Below are 24,845 nucleotides of genomic sequence, written 5' to 3'. Positions count from 1 at the left end.
AGCGACGCTCTCGTCGACGATCAGGACTCCGAGAGATCGCTCGCCTCCGAACGGGAGGTGTCCAGCTCCGCGACCTGGGGAGCCGAGCCCTCCAGACGTCCCTCGAGCCGGTCCGCCACCCACTCGGTAATCCGCCGGGCCACGTCCTGCTCCGTCAGCCCCAGCTCGGCGAGCACCTCGCTCCGCGAGGCGTGGTCCAGAAAGCGGTTCGGGATGGCGAGATCCCGCAGCGGGACGTCCATCTCGGCGTCGCGGAGCGCGGCGGCCATCGACCAGCCGAAGCCGCCGTGCCTGCCGCAGTCCTCCAGGGTGACCACCAGGCGGTGCCGTCCGGCGAAGTCGAGCATGGCCTCCGGCACGGGACTCACCCAACGCGGGTCGACCACGGTCACCCCGATGCCCTGGTCCGAGAGCCGCTCCGCCGCGGCCACGGCCATCTCCGCGAAGGCCCCCACCGCTCCCAGCAGCACATCGGGGTTCTCGTGCTCGGCGGGACGACGCAGCACGTCCACCCCGTCCACCCGCTCGAGCGCGGGGACCTCCTCGATGACGGTGCCCTTGGGGAAGCGCACCGCCGTGGGACCGTCGTCGACGGCGACCGCCTCGCGCAGCTCCTCGCGCAGGGTTTCCGAGTCCCGCGGGGCGGCCACCCTGAGCCCGGGGATCATGCCCAGCACAGACAGGTCCCACATCCCGTTGTGGCTGGGGCCGTCGTCCCCGGTCACCCCGGAGCGGTCCAGCGTCACCGTCACCGGCTGGCGGTGCAGCGCCACGTCCATGAGCAGCTGGTCGAACGCCCGGTTCAGGAACGTGGAGTAGACCGCGAAGACGGGGTGCAGCCCCGCCATGGCCATCCCCGCGGCCGAGGTCATGCCGTGCTGCTCGGCGATGCCCACGTCCACGCACCTGTCGGGGTAGTGCTTGCCGAACTTGTCCAGTCCCGTCGGCCCGAGCATCGCGCCGGTTATCGCCACGACGTCCTCGCGCTCCCCGCCGATCCGGACCAGTTCGTCGGAGAACACGCTGGTCCAGCTGGTCGCGCTCGGACCGGTCGGGGCGCCCGTGTTCGGGTCCATGACCTTGACCTGGTGCATCTGGTCCGCTTCGTGATTCTCCGCCGGAGCGAACCCGTTGCCCTTCTGGGTGACCGCGTGGACGATGACCGGACCGCCGAAGGTCTTGGCCATGCCCAGTGCGTAATCCAGCGCCTTGAAGTCGTGGCCGTCGACCGGTCCCAGGTACTTGATCCCCAGGTCGGAGAACATCACCTGCGGGCTCAGCGCGTCCTTGATCCCGCGCTTCGCCGCGTGCAGCCCCGTGTACAGGGGCCTGCCCACCACGGGCAGGTTGCGCACGGTTCGCCTGCCGTTCTCCAGGGCCCGTTCGTAGCCGGGGCGCAACCGCAGCGAGGCGAGGTGCTCGGCCAGCCCGCCGATCGTGGGGGCGTAGGAGCGGCCGTTGTCGTTGACGACGATGACGAGGGGACGTTCCTGGTCGGCGGCGATGTTGTTCAACGCCTCCCAGCACATGCCTCCGGTCAACGCGCCGTCGCCGACCACGGCGACGACGTGCCGGTCGGTCCTGCCGAGCTGAAAGGCCCGCGCCAGCCCGTCCGCGTACGACAGGGAGGTGGAGGCGTGGCTGTTCTCCACCAGGTCGTGCTCGCTCTCCGCGCGGGAGGGGTAGCCGGACAGCCCTCCGCGCTTGCGCAGCCGGTCGAAGCCCTCCTGCCTACCGGTGATGATCTTGTGCACGTAGGCTTGGTGCCCGGTGTCGAACACGACCGCGTCGTGCGGTGAGTCGAACGCCCGGTGCACGGCCAGAGTCAGTTCAACCGCACCCAGGTTCGGCCCGAGGTGCCCTCCGGTGCGCGAGATCTTGTCGATCAAGAAGGATCTGATCTCGGCGGCGAGCTCAACCAACTCACCGTGCTCCAGGCGCTGTACATCGGCCGGACTGTGCACGGACTCCAGCAGCGTCACCGCTCCACCTCGCTCGTCGTGCCCGACTACAGGTCGAATCGTGGACCGACCGTAGTGGAACGGCCGGCCGGCGTCGTGGGCAACCGACTGCGCGGTTGCCCGGAAACACGTTTTCGGGCCCTCGTGCTTCCGCCGCGTGCCCTTCTGGTGTTCTGGGCTAGCCCTCGCGACCGTGCCAGTCTACTGAGCCGTACACGAGTCCGGTCCAGACGGCTGCCCGGAGTGCTCACTCACGAAGGTGACTCGTCCGGAGGACCATCACCGGATGGAGTAACCGCGCGCCGGAACCTCCCGCGGTGCTCCCCCCGCTGCCGGAACGTGGGCCCCGACCGACACCGCGAGCACCGCGGTACCGCGCCGGTCGCGGACTCCGCGGGGCAGGGCCTCAGTCAGCGACCTCCAACAGGGCGATGCACTCCACGTGGTGCGTCATCGGGAACGCGTCGAAGGCCTCCAACCGGGTGAGCCGGTACCCGTCCCGCTGGAACAGCTCCAGGTCCCGGGCCAACGCCGCCGGGTCGCAGGCGACGTAGACCACCCTGCGCGGCCGGGAGCCCGCCACGGCACCGACGACGTTGCGCCCGGCCCCCTTGCGCGGCGGATCGAGCACCACGACGTCCGGGGCCGGCATCGTCGGGTCCGCGACCACGTCCTCCACCCTGCCCTCGCGCAGCCGCACCTGCGGCATGTCCGCGAGGTTGGCGGTGGCGTCCCGCACGCTGGTCCGGGCCGACTCGACGAGCACCACGTCCCCCGAGTCCCCCACCCGGTTCCCCAGCACGGCGGCGAACAAACCGACCCCTCCGTACAGGTCCCAGGCGCAGCCGCCCGGCGGCACCTCGACCATGTCATCCACCACTTCGGCGAAGCGCTCCGCCGCCTGCCGGTGAACCTGCCAGAATCCGTGCGCGGCTATCGCCCACTCACGGCCGGCAGCGGTCTCGTGAGCGACTCCCGAGCCGCGCACCTTGCGGGTCCTCGACGGTTTCGCCCCGGAGCGACGGCGCTTTCCACGTGCGGGAGCCCCTCCGGGAAGGTGCTCGCTCACGTGCAGCTCCCCGGAAGCGTCCGCGGTCACCTCGACCTCGGATCCGGGGGTCCAGGAACTCGAAGTGACCTGATCCACCGCTCCCTCGACGGTGATCGGGCAGTCCTCCGCCGGCACCACGCGATGACTGCGGTGCGCGCGGAATCCGACGCGACCTCGCTCGTCCACGGCCAACCGCACCCGGGTGCGCCAGCGCAGCGCCCCTCCGGGGAGGGATTGCACCTCCACCGGGTGCTCGATCCCGGCCAGCCTCCACAGCTGCTCGGCCACCACGGAGGCCTTCAACTCGCGCTGGGTCGCCGGATGGGCGTGCTGCCAGTCGCAGCCCCCGCAGCGGTTCGTCCCCAGGGCCATGTCCGCCAGGGGGCACGGCGGTGTCACCCGTCCTTCGGCCGCCTCGACGACCCGCACGGCATCGGCTCGGCAGAACCCGCCACCACGGTCCTCGGTCACCTCGGCCTCGACCGTTTCCCCCGGCAGCGCGTGCCGCACGAAAACGACTCTTCCCTCGTGGCGGGCCACGCAGTGCCCACCGTGCGCGACCGGCCCGACCTCGAGCCGGAGGCGTCGTCCGTTCCAGTCCGGTTTCTCGTTCACCGCTGGTCGCTTTCCTTCCCCTCTTGTCCGGCACCCCAGCGCACCGAACGACGCGGTGTCGGCGCGCGCAGATCGACCCTGTTCGAGGACTCGAGCTGCCAGGGAACGCTGGTGACCATCACTCCGGGCTCGAACAGCAGTCTGCTCTTGAGCCGAAGGGCACTCTGGTTGTGCAGCAGTTGTTCCCACCAGCGCCCCACCACGTACTCCGGAATGAACACCGTGACGACGTCGCGCGGACTACCTTTACGAATTCTTTTCACATACTCCACGACCGGGCGCGTGATCTCCCGGTACGGGGACTCGAGGACCTTCAGCGGAACGGAGACGCCGAACTCCTCCCACGCGGCCACGAGCTGCCTCGTCTCCGAATCATCCACGTTGACCGTGATGGCCTCCAGCTCGTCGGGCCGCGTGGCCCGCGCGTAAGCCAGCGCCCGCTTGCTCGGCAGGTGCAGCTGGGACACCAGCACGAGACCGTAGTTGCGCGCGGGCAGGACCGTCTGGCCCTCGGCGCGGCGCAGCTCCTCCGCCACCCGCACGTAGTGCTTCCGGATCCCCACCATGAGCAGGTAGCTGGCCACCATCGCCACCAGAGCTATCCAGGCCCCGTGCACGAACTTCGTGACCAGCACTATGACCAGCACCGTAGCCGTCATGGCCAGCCCCACGGAATTGATCGCACGCGCCCTGCCGATCTGCTTGCGCGCCTCCGGGTCGGTCACCTCGCGCAGCCTGCGGTTCCAGTGCCGGATCATCCCGCTCTGACTCAGGACGAACGAGGCGAACACGCCGACGATGTAGAGCTGGATGAGCTTGGTCACCTCGGCCTCGAAGACCAGCACCAGCACGATGGCGAACCCCGCCAGGAACAGGATGCCGTTGGAGAACGTCAACCGGTCCCCCCTGGTGTGCAGCTGGCGGGGCAGGTACCGGTCCTGGGCGAGCACCGAGCCCAGCAGCGGAAAACCGTTGAAGGCCGTGTTGGCCGCAAGCACCAGGATCAGCCCGGTGAAGAAGATCAGGTAGTACACGGCCGGCTGGAAACCACCGAAGACCGCACCGGCCAGCTGGGCGATCAGCGTCTTCTGCTCGTACCCGGCCGGGGCCCCGATCAGCTGCTGCTCCGGGTCCTGCACGACCAGCACCCCGGTGATCCTGGCCAGCAGCAGCAGCCCCATGAACATGGCGACCGCTATCAGCCCCATCATCAGCAGCGTCGTGGCCGCGTTGCGCGACTTGGGCTTGCGGAAGGCGGGCACGCCGTTGCTGATCGCCTCCACCCCGGTCAGCGCGGCGCTGCCCGAGGAGAAGGCCCGCAGCACCAGGAAGACGAACCCCAACCCGGCCAGCTGGGAGGGCTCCTGGGCCAGTTCGAATCCCGCGCTCTCCGCGCGCAGCTCGTCCCCGAGCACGTAGGTGCGGTACAGCCCCACGCCGATCATGCCGAGAACCCCGACGGCGAAGGCGTAGGTGGGAACGGCGAACATCGTCCCCGACTCCCGCACTCCGCGCAGGTTCACCGCGGTCAGCACGAGGATCGCCCCCACGGCGAACGCCGCCTTGTGGGCGGCCACGAACGGCACCAACGAGCCTATGTTGGCCGCGGCCGAGGAGATGGACACCGCCACGGTGAGGACGTAGTCGACCATCAGCGCACTGGCCACCGCCACGCCCCACCTGGACCCGTGGTTGACGGAGGCCACCTCGTAGTCGCCCCCGCCCGAGGCGTAGGCCCGCACGTTCTGGCGGTAGGAGGCCACCACGACCAGCATCACGGCGGCGACCACCAACCCCACCCACGGACTGATCGCGTAGGCCGACACTCCGGCCACGGAGAGTGTGAGAAGGATCTCCTCCGGCGCGTAGGCGACGCTGGACATCGGATCCGACGCGAACACCGGCAGGGCGATGCGCTTGGGCAGCAGCGTGTGCGACAACCGATCGCTACGGAAGGGTCGCCCCACCAACAGACGCTTGGCCACGGTCGCGAGCTTGGGCACGACCAAGAGAGTAAGGGCTGGGATCACCGGACTCGGTGACCCTCGGGCCTCATCACGTCCACCGCGTCCCGCGAGGACCCGACTGCCCGGAACGCTCGCGGGCGCTGTCCACCCGCTCGTCCACCGGAGCGGGAGCGCACGAGCGGCCGGCGTTCGGCGCTCCTCCCGGGCACGGACGGGAAAACCCCTGTGGACGAACGATTCCACTCACCCGATACGGTGCATCAGCCCGGATGCGATGGCCCCGTTCGCGGGAGTGGATTCCGCCCGACGAGGAAGCACGCGTTCAACGGCGCGGAATTCCGCCATCCGAGGAGTACTGTCATGGTCGTGGGACGGTTCACCGATCGCCCCGCGGTCGATCCGGCAACCAGCCGAGAGCGAGGAAACCGGTCGTGCATGTTGTGATCCTGGGCTGCGGCCGAGTCGGAGCTTCCCTGGCCGCGGCACTGCAACGGCTCGGTCACACCGTGGCGGTGGTGGACAAGGACCCCGAGTCCTTCCACCGACTGGGCAAGGAGTTCCGCGGAAGACACGTCACGGGCAACGGTTTCGACAAGAACGTGCTCGCCGAGGCCGGCATCGAACAGGCCGGGGCCTTCGCAGCCGTCTCCAACGGGGACAACTCCAACATAGTCTCCGCCAGGGTGGCCCGCGAGACATTCGGCGTGGAGCAGGTCGTCGCCCGCATCTACGACCCCAAACGGGCCGAGGTCTACCAGCGTCTCGGGATCCCCACCGTGGCCACCGTCCCCTGGACGACGGACCGCTTCCTGCGCATGCTCCTCCCCGAAGGGGCGGCCACGGAATGGCGGGACCCCTCCGGATCGGTCGCCGTGCTGCGATTGCCCCTGCACGAGGACTGGGTCGGCAAACGGGTCCGCGAGCTGGAAACGGCGCTCGGTTGCCGGGTCGCGTTCGTGATGCGCTTCGGCAACGGGGTGCTCCCGCAGTCCAACACCGTCGTGCAGGCCGACGACACCGTATACGCGGCCACCCTGTCCGGAACTGTCACCGAGGTCACGGCCACCGCGCAGCGCCCACCCGAGGAGAGCGAGTAATGCGTGTCGCGATCGCCGGCGCAGGCGCCGTCGGGCAGTCCATAGCCAAGGAACTGCTGGAGGGCGGGCACCAGGTCATGCTCCTCGAGCGCTCCACCGCGAACTACCACCCCAGAACCATCCCCGATGCCCAGTGGGTGCACGCCGATGCCTGCGAGCTCTCCTCCCTCGAGGAGACGGGCATCGAAACCTGCGACGTCGTGATCGCCGCCACCGGCGACGACAAGGTGAACCTCGTGGTCTCGCTGCTGACCAAGACCGAGTTCGCGGTCCGTCGCGTCGCGGCCCGCGTGAACGATCCCCAGAACGAGTGGTTGTTCACCGAGGCCTGGGGCGTGGACGTGGCCGTGTCCACCCCGCGGATGCTCGCCGCCATGGTGGAGGAAGCGGTCAGCGTCGGGGACGTCGTCCGGCTCATGACCCTGCGCCAGGGTCAGGCCAACCTCGTGGAGATGACCCTGCCCGAGGGGACACCGCTGGCGGGGCACCGGGTCAGGGACCTGACCCTGCCCAGGGACGCGGCGCTCGTGGCGATACTCCGGCGCGGACGGGTGATCGTCCCCCAGTCCGACGACCCGTTGGAAGTGGGCGACGAGATGCTGTTCATCGCCCCGGAGGAGCTGGAACACCGCATCAGCGAACTGGTCCACGACCCACCGGGGCTCGACTGAGCGGTGCCCCATGACCGGGTGACCGGGTTTGGTCCCCCATGGCCGGGCGGAGCCCCTTCACCCGCTCTCACCCGGTGGCGGGCCGCCCGGAGGCGGGAGGCTCCTCTCCCTGCGGTGCTCCGGGGCCGGAAGCCGTCGTCACCGTCTGCAGTTCGGCGATCTTGTTGGCCCGTCGAATCGCCCAGACGGTAATCAGCAGGGCCAGTGCAGTGAGCGGGTAGCTCATCACGATCCGCGCGAAGGCCAGCCAACCCGTCTCGTCCGCCGCGTAGAGCCACTGCTGCACCACGAACTTGGCGAAGAAGACCACGGTCCAGGACAGCGTGGCCAGGTCGTATCCGCGCAGCGCTCTGCGCTGGTGACGCCAGGAGAAACCGCTGCCGTTGAGCACCGACCAGGCGACACCGACCAACGGCCACCGCACGATCGTCGAGATCAGGAAGACTCCGCCGTAGATCAGGCTGGTCCAGATGCCGAGCAGGAAGAACCCCTTGGCGTCGCCGGTGCGGTACGCGATGAAAGAGCAGACCACGACACCGAGCACACCCGATATCGCCGGTTGCAGGGGTTCCTTGCGGATGATGCGCGCCAGCGCTATCAGCAGCGAGACCGCGATGGCGATCCAAATGGCCGGCATCATTCCGACCAGCGAGTTCGCCACCACGAACACGACGATGGGCACCGCGGAGTAGGCGAGTCCGCTGACGCCGCCCATCTGTTGCAGCAACGTCTGCTCGGCCCCACCGGATCCCGCCGGGGGACGTAACCCGAACGGTGCCTTGGCGCCGCCTGACGAGTCGGACGAGAATCCGGATTCGGCAGGATCGGCCGGCGCCGCGTCAGTAGACCTCCCGAGAGGAGCTCGTCCTTCGGGAGTCGATGAACTGGATTCGGTCATGCGGTGTTCTGCAACTCGTAGTAGGGGTTGTAAAGAACCTTGTGTCCGTCACGATCGGCAATTCGGCCCCGCGCCTTGATGGTTCGGCCGGGATCTATCCCGGTGATCTTCCTCCTGCCGAGCCAGACCAACGTCACGCCCTCGGTTCCGTCGTACAGTTCCGCCTCCAGGGTCGGAACCGAGGCCTTCGGGACCATGCCGACGCAGCGAAGCCTGCCGAGCACCTCCGCCTGCTCGCCACACTTGCAGTCACACGCGCGCCGCGCCCCGCTAGCCTGTGACATCTCGGAGAGGTCATCGGCATCAAGTTCGGCGACGTCGCTGGTGAGACGGCGTACGAGACGGCGCAGGTAGCCGTCTCCGGTGTTGCTCATCTCGCGCTCCCGTGCGCAGTGGGCCTCGCGACCCGTGCAGGTTACACCCGTGCGATTACAGCCTAGTCGTGTCCGATTCCCGCGTCCGCGAGTCGGCGGAAAACGGCCACCCTCTCCTGTCGGAGGGCCGGTACGGGACCACCCGACCGGGAAACACCCGTCAGGCCTGCGCCTGTTCCTGCTGTTGTTGAATGTGCGCGGCGATCTCCTCGGGCAACTCGATCGGCAGCGGAGTGCGCACCGGCATCGGCTCCGAGCCACGGTCGACCACTGTCTCGTCGATCACCGCGTAGAGCAGCTTCGTGCAGGCGTCGAGATCGGAGGCCGGGCTCGCCGCCACCCCGCGCAACAACCAGCGCGGACCGTCCACGCCCACGAAGCGCAGCGAGGTCTTGGCGGTCTCGGCGATCAGCTCGGTGTCCCAGCCCCCGTCCTCGAAGCGCACGGTCGCCCCGTCGGAGCGCAGCTGCTCCACCAGTTCCTGGCGGACCTCCTGCCAAAGATCACCCGTTCGTGGGGCGGCGAAAGCGCTCACGGTCAGCCTTCCCGAGGGGGTGAGCAGGTGGACCGCCCGCACCGGCCCCTCCGGGTCGATCTCCACCTGCAGTTGGCTGTTCTCGGGAACGGGCAACTGCACGGAGCCGAGGTCCAGTCGCTCGATCTCGTCGTCCGGGGCTTCCTGCTTGTCGTACGGGCCGCCCTCGACGACGGACTCGTCCTGGTCCTGCCCACGGGGTTCGTCGCCGAATCCGGAATCGTCGTCCACTCGGTCGTTCCGCCCGCCGCGACGGCGCCATCCGAACATCCCCTCAGACCTCCGTACTACCGGTCGTGTTGCCCACGGTCCCGGCGTCGATCGAATCCATCAACGTCCCGTGGCCTCCGGTCGAACCATATCCGCCGGTGCCACGCACGGACTCTGGCAGTTGGGCGACTTCTTCGAAAGCGGCCTGCTCGACACGCTGTATCACCAACTGGGCTATTCGGTCCCCGCGCAGCAGATTCAGCCTCTGCTCCGGATCGTGATTGATCAGACACACCTTGATCTCGCCACGATAGCCCGCGTCGATGGTGCCCGGTGCGTTCACCACGCCGAGCCCCGATCTGGCCGCCAGGCCGGAACGCGGGTGCACGAACCCCGCGTACCCCTCGGGCAGAGCTAGCGCGATTCCGGTGCCGACCACGGCGCGTTCCCCGGGGCGCAGCTCGAGGTCCTCGGTCGTGACGAGGTCGGCCCCCGCGTCCCCCGTTCGGGCGTAGGACGGCAACGGTACTTCGGGATCGGTACGAGTCAACAGGACCTTCACGCTTGGCACGAGGAACAAGACTACCCTGGAGACGTGTCGGAAAGTTCAGAAGCAGGGCTCGTGGGCGGTGCGCCCTCCGAGACGCCGAACAGGCGCGGACACTTCCGCTACCGGGAACGGGTGCACGCCGCGTGGTGGAGTTGGCCGCTGCCCCTCGTCGCGGCGACTCTGCTCGCGGCCGAGGTGCACATGGGCTACCCGGGCCTGCGGGCTTGGCTTCCCTACGTGGTGCTGATCCCGCTCGCGCTCGCGCTGCCCCTGCTGATGAGCAGGTTGCGCATCCTCGTCACCGACGAGGAGCTCGTGGTCGGCAACGCGCGGTTGCCGCTGCGCTTCGTTTCCGAGGTCGAGGTGATTCCGCGCGAGCGCAAGCAGCGTGCCCTCGGCCCCGAACTCGACCCGGCGGCTTTCCTGGTCCATCGACCGTGGGCGCCGACAGCCGTGCGGATCTGGCTGGACGACCCCGAGGATCCGACACCCTACTGGGTGATCAGCACTCGCCACCCCGAACGGCTGGCCGCCGAGCTGAACCCGGAACGGCCCCAGAACCGATGACCCCGGAGGGCTCAACCTCCCCGGAGCCACGCTCCTGAAGCTCGTCCGCGAGAACGGCGGGCTGGACATGCGCGTGCGCACGCTCACATCCAGCCCGCCTCAAGCCGCCGTGAACATGCGGATCAGGCCGCGCAATCGCGGCACACGTACTTTCCGTTGCGCTCCTCGGCCAACCGGTTGCGGTGGTGCACCAGGAAGCAGCTGGAGCAAGTGAACTCATCGGCCTGCTTCGGCAGCACCTTGACCGTCATTTCCTCGCCGGAGAGATCGGCTCCCGGCAGCTCGAAATTGTCGGCCATTTCGCCTTCGTCGGTGTCCACGGCCCCGGACTGCGCGTCGTTGCGCTTGGCCTTGAGTTCCTCCAGCGAATCCTCCGGCAGGTCTTCGCTCTCGTTACGGCGTGGAGCGTCGTAGTCGGTCGCCATTTCCTTTCACCCCTGCATTGTGGAGACTTGCAATGGTGTGCCGCTGGTCAACGATCCAGGGCCCCGTTTTGTGCCCGCACACTCGAGTGGCGGAGGTCTCGTCTTACCTGCGCTCCAAGTTCCCCCGAAACGAGCGACTACCTCCGTTGGCACAGCGTGGAGCGCGGGAAGGGTAGCTCATGAGGGCGCGGAACACGCACCGGGTCACCCACAGGTGTGGCTTGTACTGCACTCGCCGAACCAACCGCCGGGTGATCTCGACTGCGGCATGGCATCCTCGGAGCATCCGTGACCCGGGTACCCGAAGGGCATCATCATGAGTACGTGATCGCACGTTCGGAGGATTCCGGACGGGCTCGGTGGCGAATCGAACTCTTCCGCACAACAACTTCGACACGACCGTCCGCACGATGCCGCACTGAAGCGGGACAGCACTTAAGCTGACTGACGACGGAGCTTCGACGAGTCTCCGGACCGACGAACTCACCGGCAAGGCGAAGGCTCGACCAGGGAGGCTGGCAGAACGTGTCCACCGCGAGCACAGGACAGGGGCCGCGGGGTCCGCGGTACCGGCGCCGCCGCCCGTTGCCCGCACTGATTCTGCTCGCCGTGCTCGTCGTGCTGTCCGGATTCGTCTGGACGAGAGTGTTCGAGTCGACCGAATCGGTCGAGATGGCCACCCGGTGCAACGTGCCCGGTGCCGAACCGGGCAGCTCGGACGCGCGTCCGGGCAAGCCGCCGACCGAGACGGCGGCGGGGACGATGCTGTCCAGGAAGGCGCTGAACGACACCACACCGGTTCCCCCGCAGGACGTCTCGGTGCGGGTGCTCAACGCCAACGGCAAGGTGAACCAGGCCACCCTGGTCAGCGAGGAGTTGTCCAATCTGGGTTTCGGCCGGGGCGGCCCGCCCGGCAACGACTCCGTCTACACCGAGATGAACCTGAAGTGCCACGCCCAGATCCGCTACGGGGAGGCCGGCGCCAGAGCAGCGCGCACCCTGAGCCTGATCGCACCGTGCGCCCAGCTGGTCCGGGACCAGCGTTCCGACGCCAGCATCGACCTGGCCCTCGGATCCGAGTTCGACGGGGTCAAGGCCACCCAGGAGGGGCACCAGACGCTGCAGCAGCTGAAGAACTGGGCCAAGCAGAGCAGGGGCCAGACCGGGGACCGGACGCAGGCCGCCAAACCCGGGATCAACCCGGAACTGCTCAAGGCCGCTCGCGACGTGCACTGCTGATTCGCCTCGCACGTCCCTCAGCCGGAGCGGCCGGTTCCCCCGGAGAGGTCGGGAGCGAAAACGCGGAACGGTCCGGACGACGCCGTCGTGTCGAACTTGGCTCGCGCGGGCGGCACGCACCGCCCGCGCGCACCGAGCGAGTGAAGCCCCGCTGGCTCAGATCGCCGCCGCGTTCCGCTCCAGGAGGGCACGGGTGAGCTCGTCGGCTATGCCCGGGGTCGCGCACAGGATGGCCTCGTCGCCGAGACCGTCCGCGGACCCGGCCGCGGGCAGCCGCGTGCGGGCTCCGGCCTCGGCCGCGATCAGGCTTCCCGCCGCCCAGTCCCAGCGGGACAGCCCGTGCTCGTAGTAGCCGTCCGTCCAGCCCGCCGCGACCGCGCAGAGCGCGAGCGAGGCGGCACCACCGCGCCGGATATCGCGAATCTCACCCAACAACTCGGTCAGCAGCGCTGCCTGCCTGCCGCGTCGTTCCGGGAGGTAGCTGAAACCGGTCCCGATCAGGGAGAGATCGAACCTTCGCGCGGTCGACACCTCGAGCGGACGGCCGTCCAGATCGGCTCCGCGTCCGTCGGCCGCGCTCCAGACCCTCCCGGAGCGGGGTTCCACCACGGCCCCCGCCAGGGAGACACCGTTGAACTGAACGGCGATGGAGACCGCGTAGTCCGGATGGCCGTAGAGGTAGTTCACAGTTCCGTCGATCGGGTCGACCACCCAACGCAGTCCTTCCTGGTCAACGGCACCACCTCCCTCCTCGCCGAGGACCGGGTCCCCGGGGCGCAGCTCGGCGAGTCGATCACGGATCAGCCGTTCGACGGCGCGGTCCGCCGCGGTCACCACGTCGGTCTCGGTACTCTTCGTGTCGACGACACCCTCGGCGACGACTTCGTTGCGCATCTTCTCCGCGAGCTCCGCGGCCTCCTCCGCGACCCGCACGGAGATGCTGCGTAAACGCTGGACGTCATACTCGTGTGTCAAACCCACGTTCACATCGCAACACAGCGCGGTTAAGGTCTGCACACCTCGTCCTGAATCGAATAGGAAGGATCAGGCATGGGCACTGCCCGTGGTTTCGGCGTGGACGTCGGCGGTTCCGGCATCAAGGGATGTCTCGTCGACGTCGAAGGCGGAGTTCTGGCCGACGATCGACTGCGTATCTCCACTCCGCAGCCCTCCACCCCCGACTCGGTTGCCGAGGCGGTGGCCGAGATCGTCGGCAAGTTCGGCTGGGAAGGCCCGGTCGGCATCACTCTGCCGTGCGTGATCAAGAACGGCACCGCCATGACGGCGGCCAATATCGATGAGGACTGGATCGATACAGATGCGCAGGGGCTGTTCGCCAAGCGGCTCGGTCGAGCACGCGAGGAGATCGTAATGCTCAACGACGCCGATGCGGCAGGGATAGCCGAGATGCGTTTCGGAGCGGGCGCGGACCGGAACGGGCTCGTGGTGGTGCTCACCTTCGGCACCGGCATCGGAAGCTCCACGTTCCTGAACGGGCGGCTCGTGCCCAACACCGAGTTCGGCCACATCGAAGTGGACGGCCGGGACGCGGAGGAGGAGGCCGCCGCTTCCGTGAAGGACAACCTCGAGCTCAGCTACGAGGAGTGGGCCCCCCGGGTGAGCAGGTACATCAGAAGCCTGGAGAAGTTCATGTGGCCGGACCTGATCATCGCGGGCGGCGGCGTGAGCAAGAAGGCTCACAAGTGGCTCCCCCTGCTGCAAACCCGTACTCCGATCGTGGCAGCCGACCTCAAGAACGACGCGGGTATAGTCGGAGCCGCATCAGCCGCTGCGCAGAGCGCGTAGTATCGGTTGCAGCGAGAAACACGGACGCCGCATCGTTCGAATCACGATGTTGAGCCCGCCCCGTTCGGGTGGCAACAGCGGTTCGAGGGCTGCGGCGTGTGGTCCGATGAGGGCGGATTCGAACGGCTGGAGCAGCACGAACACGTGACATCGTGCTCTGATCAGCCTTGCAGCGGAACCGCGCTCACCTGACGCAGTTACAATGGAACACGTCCCACCGAATTCACGGCCTTCCGGCACGCCTCGTAGGGCTCGAACGGTGGGTTGTCCCCGACCCCTGGCGGCCGAGGTTTCGCGCCCCCGGCCAGCCCTGGCAGACCGTCGCGAAAGGGCGTACGTGGCAGCCGCAGAAACCGCAACCCGACGCTCCGGCTCCGCTGCAGCATCAGGCGGGGTCCGGTCCGAGCCCAGTGAGACGAACACCGCTTCGACGACCGAGGCGGTTTCCGGGTCCGAAACCGACGGGACGAAAAAATCCTCGTCCTCCGGGAAGAAGACGTCCAAGGGCTCCACCGGAACCAAGTCGAGCGGAACCAAGTCGAGCGGAACCAAGTCGACCAGCCGCAAGAGCACTTCCAAGTCGACGGCCAAGAAGGGCACGAAGTCGACCTCGAACAAGAGTGCCTCCCAATCGAGCACCGACTCGACTTCCGACCAGGCCAATGCCGACAACATGGGCATTGACGAGCCGATCGAGACGGACCTCACCTCGGCGAACATCGGCGATCTCGACGACATCGAGGTCGACATCCCCGAGGAGCCGGAGGTCGTCGAGGACGAAGAGGGCAAGACCGACCCCGACTTCGTCTGGGACGAGGAGGAGTCCGAGGCGCTCAAGCAGGCACGCAAGGACGCCGAGCTGACGGCTTCGGCCGACTCGGTTCGCGCCTACCTGAAGCAGATCGGCAAGGTCGCCCTGCTCAACGCCGAGGAGGAGGTCGAGCTGGCCAAGCGCATCGAGGCCGGCCTCTACGCGGCGGAACGGCTACGACAGGCCGAAGAAGCAGGCGAGATGCCTCCGCTTCAGCTCCGCAGGGATCTTCGTTGGATCGTGCGGGACGGTGAACGCGCGAAGAGCCACCTGCTCGAGGCCAACCTCCGGTTGGTGGTCAGTCTCGCCAAGCGCTACACCGGGCGCGGCATGGCCTTCCTCGACCTCATCCAGGAGGGCAACCTCGGCCTGATCCGCGCGGTGGAGAAGTTCGACTACACCAAGGGCTACAAGTTCTCCACCTACGCCACCTGGTGGATCCGCCAGGCCATCACCCGCGCCATGGCCGACCAGGCCCGGACCATCCGGATTCCGGTCCACATGGTCGAGGTGATCAACAAGCTCGGCCGGATCCAGCGTGAGCTCCTGCAGGACCTGGGCCGGGAGCCGACTCCGGAGGAGTTGGCCAAGGAGATGGACATTTCCCCGGAGAAGGTGCTGGAGATCCAGCAGTACGCCAGGGAGCCCATCTCGCTCGACCAGACCATCGGCGACGAGGGCGACAGCCAGCTCGGAGACTTCATCGAGGACTCCGAGGCAGTGGTCGCCGTCGACGCCGTCTCGTTCACCCTCCTGCAGGACCAGTTGCAGTCGGTGCTGCAGACCCTGTCGGAGCGCGAGGCGGGCGTCGTCCGGTTGCGCTTCGGGCTCACCGACGGACAGCCGCGGACGCTGGACGAGATCGGACAGGTCTACGGCGTCACGCGGGAGCGTATTCGACAGATCGAGTCCAAGACCATGTCGAAGCTGCGGCACCCCTCGCGTTCGCAGGTGCTGCGCGACTACTTGGACTGACGGACCGGCCGGCAGCCTCTTGGGCTGCCGTGCCACGCCCCGCACTCCCGGATCCCCAGCCCGGTCGAGTGCGGGGCCTTTTCATGTGCTCCCCCGCTCGGTCTCCGGGGCGGACCGCTCCGCGGGGATCCGCCGTGAAGCGAGAGCCCTCCACTTTCCTGTGATTTGCGTCACCAATTCGGGGTTTTCTTGCCTTCGCGCGGGGGCGGAAACTGTTCGCCCACAGCGGAACACCGCCGCCGAAAACCGGGCGAAAATATGCCGAAAAACACGTTTTCGCCCTTGACTCCGCAGTCAACAGCAACGGAACGCACGAAAAACGAAGGATGTTTTCGCAGGTCATAGCGCTAACAGCGGAAATGGTCACGCTGTGCTCCCAATCACTGCGCCATCCGGGCATTTCCCAGTGACTCAAGTCGCTGATCGACCCTGGAACAGTGACGCGGCTTCAAGTGTCTGTAAGAGTGGAACTTGCGACACCGGCCCCGTCGCCAGCGGGCTACCGGTGGTTGCAGCAGGATCGAGGCGCCGGGTGCCCCCGGCGCCGGGACGGAGGGAGATTCCGATGCCTGACACACTCACCCGCCCCGAGTTGACCGCCGCCGACCGCTGTGACCGCTGCGGGGCCGCCGCAAAGCTCAGGGCAGTTCTCCAGTCCGGCGGGGAGCTGCTGTTCTGCGGACACCACGGCCGCGAATTCAAGGCCGGTCTCAGTGACATCGAGGCGGAGCTGCAAGAGGACGAGGAGATCGACCTCTGACACCTCGGTAAGGGGCTCTTAGGGATCCGAGGACGGACAGTGAGCCGAAGTGCCCGGTCGGAAAGGGTTCCGGCCGGGCACTTCGTCTTTCCCGACCCGATCACGCCTGAGGGGCCGTCCCGCGGCTGTGGGGCGGCCCCTCAAGTGTCACCGGGACGCGCGGTCACCAGGACCGGAGCGTGGCGATGCGCTCCTCCAGCTGCTCGATGGTCGCCGAGGCCGTGGGCGGCCCCCCGCAGGTACGGCGCAGCGCGCCGTGGATCACTCCGTACGGCTTGCCCGTGCGTTGGTGGTACAGCGCCACCAGGCTGTTGAGTTCCTTGCGCAACGCCTTGAGACGCTCCTGAACGCTCTGTGGGCGCTGTTTGTCCCCTTCCGCGCCCGGTTCCGCCGAGCGGGCCGCTTTCGCGGTCTCCGCGGCCTTGTGCTGCTGCTCGCGCTTGTCCACTTCCTGCACCTGCTGTTGCTGGCGCTGTTGCAGCAACGCGCGAACCTGATCGGGTTCCAGCAGCCCCGGCAGCCCCAGGTAGTCCTGTTCCTCCTCTGTGGTCGCGAAGGCCGCGGTGCCGAACGAGGAACCGTCGTAGATGACCTGGTCGAGCTCGGCCTCGGCCCCCAGCGCCGTGTAGGCCTGCTCCTCCTCGCCCGGCTCGTCCCGCTGACGGTTGGCCTCGGCCAGCTCCTGGTCGTCCCAGCCCTCCTTCTCGCGCTGCGGCTTGCCGAGCACGTGGTCCCGGTCGGCCTCCAACTGGCTGGCCAGGTCCAGCAGCACCGGCACGCTCGGCAGGAAGATGCTCGCGGTCTCGCCCGGCTTGCGCGCACGCACGAACCTGCCGATCACCTGGGCGAAGAACAGCGGGGTCGAGGCGCTGGTCGCGTAGACCCCCACCGCCAGCCTGGGGACGTCGACCCCTTCGCTGACCATGCGCACCGCGATCATCCAGCGGTCGTCGGACTCGGCGAACTCCGCGATCCGCTCCGAAGCCTGCGGATCGTCCGAGACGACGACCACCGGTTCCGCCCCGCTGATCCGTTGCAGGGTCTTGGCGTAGGCCCGGGCGCTCTTCTGGTCCGAGGCGATCACCAGTCCCCCCGCGTCGGGCATCCCCTCGCGACGCAACTGCGTGAGCCTGGTGTCGGCCGCTTGCAGCACCGAGGGGATCCACTCCCCGCCCGGGTCCAGCGCGGTGCGCCAGGCCCGGGCCGTCTGCTCCGCGGTCAACGGCTCGCCCAGTCGCGCCGAGAACTCGTCCCCCGCGTTGGTGCGCCAACGCGCTTCCCCCGAGTAGGCGAGGAAGATGACCGGACGGACCACACCGTCCCGCAGCGCGTCGGCGTAGCCGTAGGAGTGGTCGGCCTTGCTGCGCTGCGCACCGTCCGAATCCGTTTCGTAGTTGACGAAGGGGATCGGGTTGTCGTCCGAGCGGAAGGGAGTGCCGGTGAGCGTGAGCCTGCGCACCGCGGGAGTGAAGGCCTCCCGCACGGCGTCGCCCCACGACTTCGCGTCCCCGGCGTGGTGGATCTCGTCCAGGATCACCAGCGTCTTGCGCCGTTCGGTGCGCAGCCTGTGCAGGTTCGGGTGAGCGGCGACCTGAGCGTAGGTGAGCACCACTCCCCGGTAGTCCCCGGAGGTGGTGCCGTCGGAGTTGCTGAACTCCGAGTCGAGCGGGATCCCCGCCCCTCCCGAGGCCAGGGACCACTGGTGCTTGAGGTGTTCCGTCGGAGTGACCACGGTCACGGCCTCCACCGTGCGGTCACTCAGCAGTTCGGCCGCCACGCGCAAACCGAAGGTGGTCTTGCCCGCGCCCGGGGTCGCGACGGCCATGAAGTCCCGGGGCTTGTTGGTCAGATACCGCGTCAGCGCCCTGCGCTGCCAATCACGCAGCGGCTTGTCGTTCGCCTGCGACGGATCACTGAGCACTGAGCGAACGGATTGGTCAACCTGCGTCTCGGACACGCCCGTCTGCCGCTCCCTTCCAATCAACGCCGTTCGACAAGCCGGTGAAGGCGCTCTCGGCCGCCGTCCCGCGGAACAACGTCGCTTCCGTCCCGCGACCCGCGGGACGGTACGCGGCGCCACGAGGTTTCCACGTCGCCCCCGGCCCGCGTCAGCACGACACTTGGCCGCGGCGGACGGGCCCGGCGAGCAAAGCCGCGCACGGAGCACCGCACGGGCCACGGCCACGTGGACCGGACACCTCCGAACGAACCACGGCGTCGAGCGAACCACGCCCGGAACGGGCACGAGGCCCTGCTCCACCAGTTCGACGCGACACGCCCGGAAGTACTCTTCCAACCGTGCGCCCACTCCGCGAGAGTCCGATCACGACCGGATGCGCCCGCACGACGAGTCACTTGGAAACCGGCGAATCCGCCCTCACGCGGACCGGCTCTGACCGGCGTGAACGGGCGCCGTGCCGGACGGTCACGCCCCGGGCGGGCGGTGTCCGCGTGTCGCCGCGGGCCCGGGCAAGCCTACCGCCTCCACCCCAGCCAACGCGCCCTCCGGGGCGGTCGCCCAGGAGAATGAGACCCCGCCGGACAACACGCCGAGATCACGATCGTCGAACACTTTGGAAGCGGGATGGGGTCAGCGAGTCCGCAAGAAGGGGGCCGGCCGGTTCCGCGGTCGGGCACCGCCGGAACCGCTCGGCGCGGGCCACTGCGTCTCGTGACGCGCACCTTGCGCAAGTCCTGGGACGACGACATCTTCTCCGAGGCGGCCGCGGCGGCCTTCTGGCAGACCCTCTCGCTGCCGCCCCTGCTGCTCGGACTGCTGAGCAGCCTGGGGTTCATCGGAGGGTGGCTGGGTCCGGAAGTCGTCGAGACCATGCAGCGCAGAATCGTGGACTTCGCCGGGACGGTCTTCAGCGACAGCGTCGTCGACCAGATCATCCGTCCCACCGTCGGTGACATACTGACCAGCGGGCGCACGCGGATCGCCTCGGTGGCCTTCCTGCTGTCGCTCTGGGCGGGTTCCTCGGCGCTGGCCTCGCTGATCGAGTCGATCACCCTCGCCTACGACCAGTACATGGTCCGCAACGCGATCTGGCAGCGCGTGCTCGCGCTGTTGCTGTACTTGATCAGCCTGGTGCTGGCCGTGCTCGTGCTTCCCCTGACCGCACTGGGGCCTCGCTGGCTGCTCACGGTGTTTCCCCCGTGGCTGCGCGAGGACGTGGCCACGCTGATCCGGCTGCTCTACTTCCCGGTGACGGGCGTCCTGCTGGTGCTGGGGCTGGCGACGCTGTACAAGCTGGCGCTGCCCCGCAAACTGCCCTGGCACCGGGGGCTCCCGGGGGCGCTGCTGGCGATGCTGGTGTTCCTGTGCTCCAGCTTCGGCCTCCGGATCTACATCACCTGGGTGACATCCACCGGCTACACCTACGGGGCCCTGGCCACACCGATCGCCTTCCTGCTGTTCGCGTTCTTCATCGGATTCGCGATCGTGGGAGGCGCCCAGTTCAACAACGCCATCCAGCAGATGTGGCCAGCCGGCATGACCAGGCGGGAACGCAAGCGGTGGCATCGGCTGGAAAAGCGGCGCGCCGCCCAGCGCTTGCGCACCGAGCAGGGGTATCAGGCCTGGCGCGGCAAACGCGCGCGGCGCGACGACCTTCCGGGATCAGAGCCGGAGTGAGCGGAAAACCCGGGTGATCGAAGGACGTTCAGAACCGGGGCGTCACTCGTCGTCGCCGCCGGGAGGCAACCCCTCGAAGATCTCCTTGCACTCGGGGCACACCGGAGACCCCGGCTTCGCGGACTTGGTCACCGGAAACACCTCACCGCAGAGCGCCACCACGTGGCTGCCCATCACCGCGCTCTCGGCGATCTTGTCCTTCTGCACGTAGTGAAAGACCTCGGGCCGGTCATCGCTGGTCTGCTCGGTGGTTTCCGGATTGGTATCGGTTTCGGGAAGAGTAGTGGTCATAACCCCATGATGCCGCACCGAGGAGTCCGGTGTCCCCTCGGTCGCCGCCCGCTCCGGTACGAGCTCACTGGCTGTCGACGACCCGGTGCTGCGGATCGTCGAGCTCACGGGCGCTGCGTTCCCCCTCGAAGCGGCTGACGTGCTCGCTCTTGCGCGGCGGTCGGTCGTTGGCCACGAGCACCGCTATCCAGGGCAACGGGATGGACACCGCAATGATGATCAGCGAAAGCCACCAGATCGGGTAGACCATCACGGCCGCTATCAGGCAGGGAATGCGCAAGGACATCATCAATGCGTACTTCTTGCGCCGCACCGCTTGCTGATCGTCGTACGACGGCTCGGCCTCGGTGATAAGCACCGGGGTGTCGTCACCACGCTGGAAGCCACTCACGACACCACCTCCACTCGCATCGTCCCACTTACCCCCTCGAGGACGCAGGACCCCCGAAGCACCTGAGGGCGAACCGCTGCCGGAAACGAGCCCGGGGAGTGGCGGAGCGCACGGGGACAGCGGGTCGCGTCCTCCCGGGACGTGCGGGTCGTGTGAGGATCGCGGCGTGACTGCCGAACTCTCACACGACCGCATCGACCTCCTGCGCGAGGCGCTGCTCGCGGCGAACTACACGGCCGACGGCGTGCTGGAACTGCTGGGTCCGGAGGCCCACGCGGCGCTCGGAAGGGGAGAACCCGAGCCCGCGTTCCGCGCCACGGCCGAGGCCGGCACGTTGGGAACCCTGGTACGCGTGTTCCTGCTCGGTGACCCCGTGGCCCCGGACTCCGCCGAGCGGGCACTGGCCCCGCTGCCGCTGTCCGAGGCCGCCGCGGCGGGCATCGTCGTCGTGGAGGGGGACTCCGTCCGGGCGGGGCTGGACATCCGTCCCCACGCCGCAGCGGAGGACTCCTGGTGGGTCGTTTCCGACCTGGACGCCGAGATCCGCTCTCCCGCGGATCCGGTCACCGAGGAGCACGTCCTCGGAGTCGGCCAGGCCTCGATGAGTCTGGTGCAGGCCACTCCCAAGCGTTCCGCGGGCTCCGTGCTGGACCTCGGAACCGGTTGCGGGGTGCAGGCACTGCACGCGAGCACCCGTGCCGAGCGGGTCACTGCCACCGACGTATCGGACCGGGCGCGCGCCCTGGCCGCGGCGACCTTCCGCCTGAACCGCGTCGACGTGGAACTGCACGGCGGCGACTGGTTCGACCCGGTGGCCGGAAGTCGTTTCGACCAGGTGGTGTGCAATCCCCCGTTCGTCGTCGGCCCGGCGCGGACCGACTTCGTCTACCGCGACTCGGGGCTGCCGGGCGACCAGGCCAGCGCCCTCGTGGTGCGCAGGACCCCTGAGCTGCTCAACGAGGGCGGGACCGGGCACCTGCTCGCCTCCTGGCTGCACCGCGCGAACGAGGACTGGCGGGACCGCGTCTCCTCCTGGATCGACTCCCCCGACGTGGACGCCTGGTTCGTGCAGCGCGACGTCGCCGACCCGGCGCTGTACGTGGGCACCTGGCTGCGGGACGCGGGCATCGACCCGCGCTCGGAGCTCGGCAGGCGCAAGTCGGCGGAGTGGCTGGACTGGTTCGCGGACAACGACGTGATCGGCGTCGGCTTCGGCTTCGTCACCCTGCGTCGCACGCACGGGGAACGCGGGCAGACGGTCTGCGAGGAGCTGCGGCAGAGCTTCGACGCCCCGCTCGGCGAGGAGGTCGACGGCTGGCTGCGCCGTCTCGACTGGCTGCGCGCCCACCCCTCGGAGGAGGACCTGCTCTCAAGCACGCTGGTCACCGCCTCAACGCTGGTGCTGGAGCAGGTCAGCTCCCACGGCTCGGAGGGCTGGGAGGAGTTCGTGCACCGGCTGCACCGCACCGACGGCCCCGGGTGGCAGCACGAGGTGGACGAGGTCGGTGCCCGGCTGGTCGCGGGCTGCCAGGGCGCCCTCCCGGTCGACGAGCTGCTCGAGCTGCTGGCCGCCGCGTACGGGGCCGATTCGGAGGAGCTCACGCGATCCGCCGAACCAGTGCTGCGCGAGCTGATCCAGCACGGCATGCTGCTGCCCGCGGAATGGCAGGAGTCGCGGGAATGAGAGCGGTCGTGACCCGAGTGCTGCGGGCCTCGGTTCGGGTGGACGGCGAGGTCGTCGGTTCCCTGGAGGAACCCGGCCTGCTCGTGCTGGTCGGCGTCACCCACTCGGACACCGCCGAACAGGCCGGGGTCATGGCACGCAAGCTGCACGAGCTGCGCGCGCTGCGGGACGAGCAGTCGTGCGCCACGGCGGACGCGCCGCTGCTGGTCGTCAGCCAGTTCACCCTCTACGGCAGCACCCGGAAGGGGCGTCGCCCCTCGTGGAGCGCCGCCGCTCCTCCGGACCACGCCGAACCCCTGGTCGAGTCCGTGGTCGAGCGGCTGCGGGAACGCGGGGCACGGGTGAGCACGGGAAGCTTCGGGGCAGCGATGGAGGTGGACAGCACCAACGACGGCCCGTTCACCCTGCTCGTCGAGACGTGACGAGCCTCCGCTCCGGCGGCGGATCGCCCGTTCCCGTTCCGGAACGGGAACGGAGCCGATAAAACCGCCACTCCAACAGCGGATCACCCCCGCCCCGGAATAGTTCCGGGGACGTTTCCGTTGCACACCACGAGTCGTTCGCAAAAGCCGTCCTCCGGCAGGCACCGCCCGAGGACGGCTTCCCCCGAAAGGGATCGGGGGCTTTTCCACCGGTGGCCGGACACTTCGCCGAGCGTCGAACCCGAACCTTTTTGGAATAACTTTCTTACTCTGCTCCGTTGCCCACCGCCGCAGCGAGCACCGGAGCAGCGAACCCCGACCCCGCGCACGCGGGAGCGGCAGGGCTCAGCCGGACCGACCCGCACGACCGCTCCCGACCCCCGCACCGAAACACCCCTCGACAGGAGCGACCGGAACGAGAACTCAGCGAATTCTCAGGTTGGGCCGACCCGAGTGTGACGACGCTGACGTCCTTCGATCGACGAATCCGGGAACGATTTCGACGAGCCAAGCGTTTTCCGGGTAGCCAACTCAACACAGCCTCGGTAGCCGTCAGTCATCAGCCGCCGGCCACCAGTCGGCTGCGACCGACTTTCCGGCGATCACGACACCATCACGCCGGGTGTGGATCGACCGGGAGCGGACGGCAACCAACGACGAGACATGCGACAGCCCACGGAACGAACGTTTCGCAAGATCCCGACCAGACGATCCCCCCGAGCGGTGGACCCGGCCGATCCGGGGCCACAGCCGAACCGACAGCTTCGACCAGTACGCGAAACCGAGCCAACACAACCACCGGCACCACCGGTCACCGGTGTTACCGACGAGGTACGACCTCTCTCCTCCACACCGAGCGTACCCGTCCTTCGAGCGGCGCAGTGTCGCGCCGATGCACCGGCACCCGACAACCAGCCCGTCAGGGAGGTAGCTCTATGACCGTCCCGCAGACCGTCGCCCCGGATGTCACCAACGAGGCTGACCTCGACAACCAGGGCCCCTCGGCCGACCTGGTGCGGGTCTACCTGAACGGCATCGGTCGCACGGCACTGCTCAGCGCGCAGGACGAGGTGGATCTCGCCAAACGCATCGAGGCGGGCGTGTACGCCAAGCACCTGCTGGACACCTCCGAGGACCTGAGCAGGGAACGCCGCGCCGACCTCAAGGCCGTCGTGCGTGACGGCAGCGACGCCAAGAACCACCTCATGGAAGCCAACCTGCGGTTGGTGGTCAGCCTCGCCAAGCGCTACACGGGCAGGGGCATGCCGCTGCTGGACCTCATCCAGGAGGGCAACCTCGGCCTGATCCGCGCGGTGGAGAAGTTCGACTACACCAAGGGCTACAAGTTCTCCACCTACGCCACCTGGTGGATCCGCCAGGCCATCACCCGCGGCATGGCCGACCAGAGCCGGACCATCCGGCTCCCCGTCCACCTGGTCGAGCAGGTCAACAAGCTGGCCAGGATCAAGCGGGACCTGCACCAGAAGCTCGGCAGGGAGGCCACCGAGGAGGAGATCGCCGCCGAGGCGGACATGACCGTGGAGAAGGTCGTCGACCTGATGGACCACTCCAAGGACCCGGTGAGCCTGGACATGCCCGTCGGTTCCGAGGAGGACGCCCCGCTCGGGGACTTCATCGAGGACTCCGAGGGCGCCGACGCGGAGAACGCCGTCATCTCCGGTTTCCTCCAGGACGACCTGCGTCGCGTGCTGGACACGCTGGAAGGGCGTGAGCAGCAGGTCATCCGCATGCGCTACGGCGTCGACGACGGCCAGCCGCGCACCTTGGACCAGATCGGCAAGGCCTTCGGCCTGTCCAGGGAACGCGTCCGGCAGATCGAGCGCGAGGTGATGTCCAAGCTCCGCCAGGGCGACCGCGCGAACAAGCTGCGCTCCTACGCGAGCTGAG

The 24,845-nt window shown here is 68.3% G+C and carries 23 protein-coding genes; 11 read left to right on the top strand and 12 right to left on the bottom strand.

Translation table 11 applies throughout. The features are described from left to right. Positions 1-20: 20 nt before the first annotated feature. The 3 genes from dxs to G9Q41_RS10180 form a co-directional block, all read right to left on the bottom strand. The gene (dxs, locus tag G9Q41_RS10190; protein ID WP_165632679.1) at positions 21-1,982 is read right to left on the bottom strand and encodes a 1-deoxy-D-xylulose-5-phosphate synthase; all 1,962 of its coding nucleotides are present in this window, start codon (positions 1,980-1,982) and stop codon (positions 21-23) included. 385 nt (positions 1,983-2,367) lie between these two features. Then, positions 2,368-3,627, bottom strand: a complete 1,260-nt coding sequence (locus G9Q41_RS10185; RefSeq protein ID WP_165632680.1) for a class I SAM-dependent RNA methyltransferase — start codon at positions 3,625-3,627, stop codon at positions 2,368-2,370. Next, positions 3,624-5,630: an APC family permease gene (locus tag G9Q41_RS10180; protein ID WP_092522447.1), complete on the bottom strand. Its 2,007-nt coding sequence runs from the start codon at positions 5,628-5,630 to the stop codon at positions 3,624-3,626. Before G9Q41_RS10180 ends, G9Q41_RS10185 begins: the two co-directional genes overlap by 4 nt. A 395-nt stretch (positions 5,631-6,025) precedes the next feature. Between G9Q41_RS10180 and G9Q41_RS10175 the strand changes: the two genes are divergently transcribed. Together G9Q41_RS10175 and G9Q41_RS10170 are read left to right on the top strand one after the other, a co-directional pair. Then, entirely contained in the window at positions 6,026-6,691 is a 666-nt protein-coding gene (locus G9Q41_RS10175; RefSeq protein ID WP_347567528.1) for a TrkA family potassium uptake protein, read from the top strand. Then, the gene (locus G9Q41_RS10170; RefSeq protein WP_092520235.1) at positions 6,691-7,362 is read left to right on the top strand and encodes a TrkA family potassium uptake protein; all 672 of its coding nucleotides are present in this window, start codon (positions 6,691-6,693) and stop codon (positions 7,360-7,362) included. The genes G9Q41_RS10175 and G9Q41_RS10170 overlap by 1 nt, the downstream gene beginning before the upstream one ends. Positions 7,363-7,429: 67 nt before the next feature. On the opposite strand, the gene G9Q41_RS10165 is transcribed toward G9Q41_RS10170, so the two are convergent. The 4 genes from G9Q41_RS10165 to dut form a co-directional block, all read right to left on the bottom strand. After that, positions 7,430-8,089, bottom strand: a complete 660-nt coding sequence (locus tag G9Q41_RS10165) for a DUF3159 domain-containing protein (RefSeq protein ID WP_207630949.1) — start codon at positions 8,087-8,089, stop codon at positions 7,430-7,432. Positions 8,090-8,256: 167 nt separating this feature from the next. Beyond that, positions 8,257-8,634, bottom strand: coding sequence for an OB-fold nucleic acid binding domain-containing protein (locus G9Q41_RS10160; RefSeq protein WP_092520231.1), 378 nt, complete (start codon positions 8,632-8,634; stop codon positions 8,257-8,259). 160 nt (positions 8,635-8,794) lie between these two features. Next, complete coding sequence (locus G9Q41_RS10155) at positions 8,795-9,439, bottom strand: DUF3710 domain-containing protein (RefSeq protein WP_092520229.1); 645 nt, start codon at positions 9,437-9,439, stop codon at positions 8,795-8,797. A gap of 4 nt (positions 9,440-9,443) precedes the next feature. Next, positions 9,444-9,950 carry a dUTP diphosphatase gene (gene dut / locus G9Q41_RS10150; RefSeq protein WP_165632682.1) on the bottom strand — a complete coding sequence of 169 codons (507 nt, stop codon included), beginning with the start codon at positions 9,948-9,950 and terminating at the stop codon, positions 9,444-9,446. 51 nt (positions 9,951-10,001) lie between these two features. Between dut and G9Q41_RS10145 the strand changes: the two genes are divergently transcribed. Beyond that, positions 10,002-10,496, top strand: a complete 495-nt coding sequence (locus tag G9Q41_RS10145; protein ID WP_092520227.1) for a DUF3093 domain-containing protein — start codon at positions 10,002-10,004, stop codon at positions 10,494-10,496. A 122-nt stretch (positions 10,497-10,618) separates the two neighbouring features. Here G9Q41_RS10145 and G9Q41_RS10140 read toward each other — a convergent pair whose 3' ends face one another. Beyond that, positions 10,619-10,921 (bottom strand): DUF4193 domain-containing protein, encoded by a 303-nt coding sequence (locus G9Q41_RS10140; RefSeq protein WP_092520226.1) that lies wholly within the window; start codon positions 10,919-10,921, stop codon positions 10,619-10,621. 525 nt (positions 10,922-11,446) lie between these two features. Between G9Q41_RS10140 and cei the strand changes: the two genes are divergently transcribed. After that, on the top strand, positions 11,447-12,160 hold the full coding sequence (gene cei, locus G9Q41_RS10135; protein WP_165632683.1) for an envelope integrity protein Cei: 714 nt from the start codon (positions 11,447-11,449) through the stop codon (positions 12,158-12,160). Positions 12,161-12,316: 156 nt separating this feature from the next. On the opposite strand, the gene G9Q41_RS10130 is transcribed toward cei, so the two are convergent. Further along, positions 12,317-13,147: an inositol monophosphatase family protein gene (locus G9Q41_RS10130; protein WP_165632769.1), complete on the bottom strand. Its 831-nt coding sequence runs from the start codon at positions 13,145-13,147 to the stop codon at positions 12,317-12,319. A gap of 63 nt (positions 13,148-13,210) precedes the next feature. Here G9Q41_RS10130 and ppgK point away from each other — a divergent pair, with 63 nt between their 5' ends. The 3 genes from ppgK (at position 13,211) to G9Q41_RS10115 (ending at position 16,512) form a co-directional block, all read left to right on the top strand. Beyond that, complete coding sequence (ppgK, locus tag G9Q41_RS10125) at positions 13,211-13,966, top strand: polyphosphate--glucose phosphotransferase (RefSeq protein ID WP_092520223.1); 756 nt, start codon at positions 13,211-13,213, stop codon at positions 13,964-13,966. Positions 13,967-14,303: 337 nt separating this feature from the next. After that, complete coding sequence (locus tag G9Q41_RS10120) at positions 14,304-15,752, top strand: RNA polymerase sigma factor (RefSeq protein WP_092520222.1); 1,449 nt, start codon at positions 14,304-14,306, stop codon at positions 15,750-15,752. A 565-nt stretch (positions 15,753-16,317) separates the two neighbouring features. Beyond that, a complete protein-coding gene (locus G9Q41_RS10115; protein WP_092520221.1) occupies positions 16,318-16,512 on the top strand; it encodes a hypothetical protein in 195 nt (64 codons plus the stop codon). A gap of 163 nt (positions 16,513-16,675) precedes the next feature. Here G9Q41_RS10115 and G9Q41_RS10110 read toward each other — a convergent pair whose 3' ends face one another. After that, complete coding sequence (locus G9Q41_RS10110; RefSeq protein ID WP_165632684.1) at positions 16,676-18,469, bottom strand: DEAD/DEAH box helicase; 1,794 nt, start codon at positions 18,467-18,469, stop codon at positions 16,676-16,678. Positions 18,470-19,096: 627 nt separating this feature from the next. On the opposite strand from G9Q41_RS10110, the gene G9Q41_RS10105 reads away from it, so the two are divergent. Beyond that, positions 19,097-20,149, top strand: coding sequence for a YihY/virulence factor BrkB family protein (locus tag G9Q41_RS10105; protein WP_092520219.1), 1,053 nt, complete (start codon positions 19,097-19,099; stop codon positions 20,147-20,149). A 42-nt stretch (positions 20,150-20,191) separates the two neighbouring features. On the opposite strand, the gene G9Q41_RS10100 is transcribed toward G9Q41_RS10105, so the two are convergent. Next, positions 20,192-20,440 (bottom strand): DUF3039 domain-containing protein, encoded by a 249-nt coding sequence (locus G9Q41_RS10100; RefSeq protein WP_092520218.1) that lies wholly within the window; start codon positions 20,438-20,440, stop codon positions 20,192-20,194. A gap of 64 nt (positions 20,441-20,504) precedes the next feature. After that, on the bottom strand, positions 20,505-20,831 hold the full coding sequence (locus G9Q41_RS10095) for a DUF3099 domain-containing protein (RefSeq protein WP_092520217.1): 327 nt from the start codon (positions 20,829-20,831) through the stop codon (positions 20,505-20,507). Positions 20,832-20,997: 166 nt separating this feature from the next. On the opposite strand from G9Q41_RS10095, the gene G9Q41_RS10090 reads away from it, so the two are divergent. From G9Q41_RS10090 to G9Q41_RS10080, 3 genes are all read left to right on the top strand, one after another. Then, a complete protein-coding gene (locus tag G9Q41_RS10090; protein ID WP_165632685.1) occupies positions 20,998-22,515 on the top strand; it encodes a PqqD family peptide modification chaperone in 1,518 nt (505 codons plus the stop codon). Further along, on the top strand, positions 22,512-22,937 hold the full coding sequence (dtd, locus tag G9Q41_RS10085) for a D-aminoacyl-tRNA deacylase (RefSeq protein WP_165632686.1): 426 nt from the start codon (positions 22,512-22,514) through the stop codon (positions 22,935-22,937). The genes G9Q41_RS10090 and dtd overlap by 4 nt, the downstream gene beginning before the upstream one ends. A 935-nt stretch (positions 22,938-23,872) precedes the next feature. Continuing rightward, a complete protein-coding gene (locus G9Q41_RS10080; RefSeq protein WP_092520214.1) occupies positions 23,873-24,844 on the top strand; it encodes a sigma-70 family RNA polymerase sigma factor in 972 nt (323 codons plus the stop codon). The last annotated feature ends 1 nt before the right edge of the window (position 24,845 follow it).

Origin of the sequence: Actinopolyspora sp. BKK2 (assembly GCF_011291845.1) — a bacterium.
GTDB classification, from domain to species: Bacteria; Actinomycetota; Actinomycetes; order Mycobacteriales; family Pseudonocardiaceae; genus Actinopolyspora; species Actinopolyspora saharensis.
This window is presented reverse-complemented; position numbering and strand designations above follow the sequence as displayed.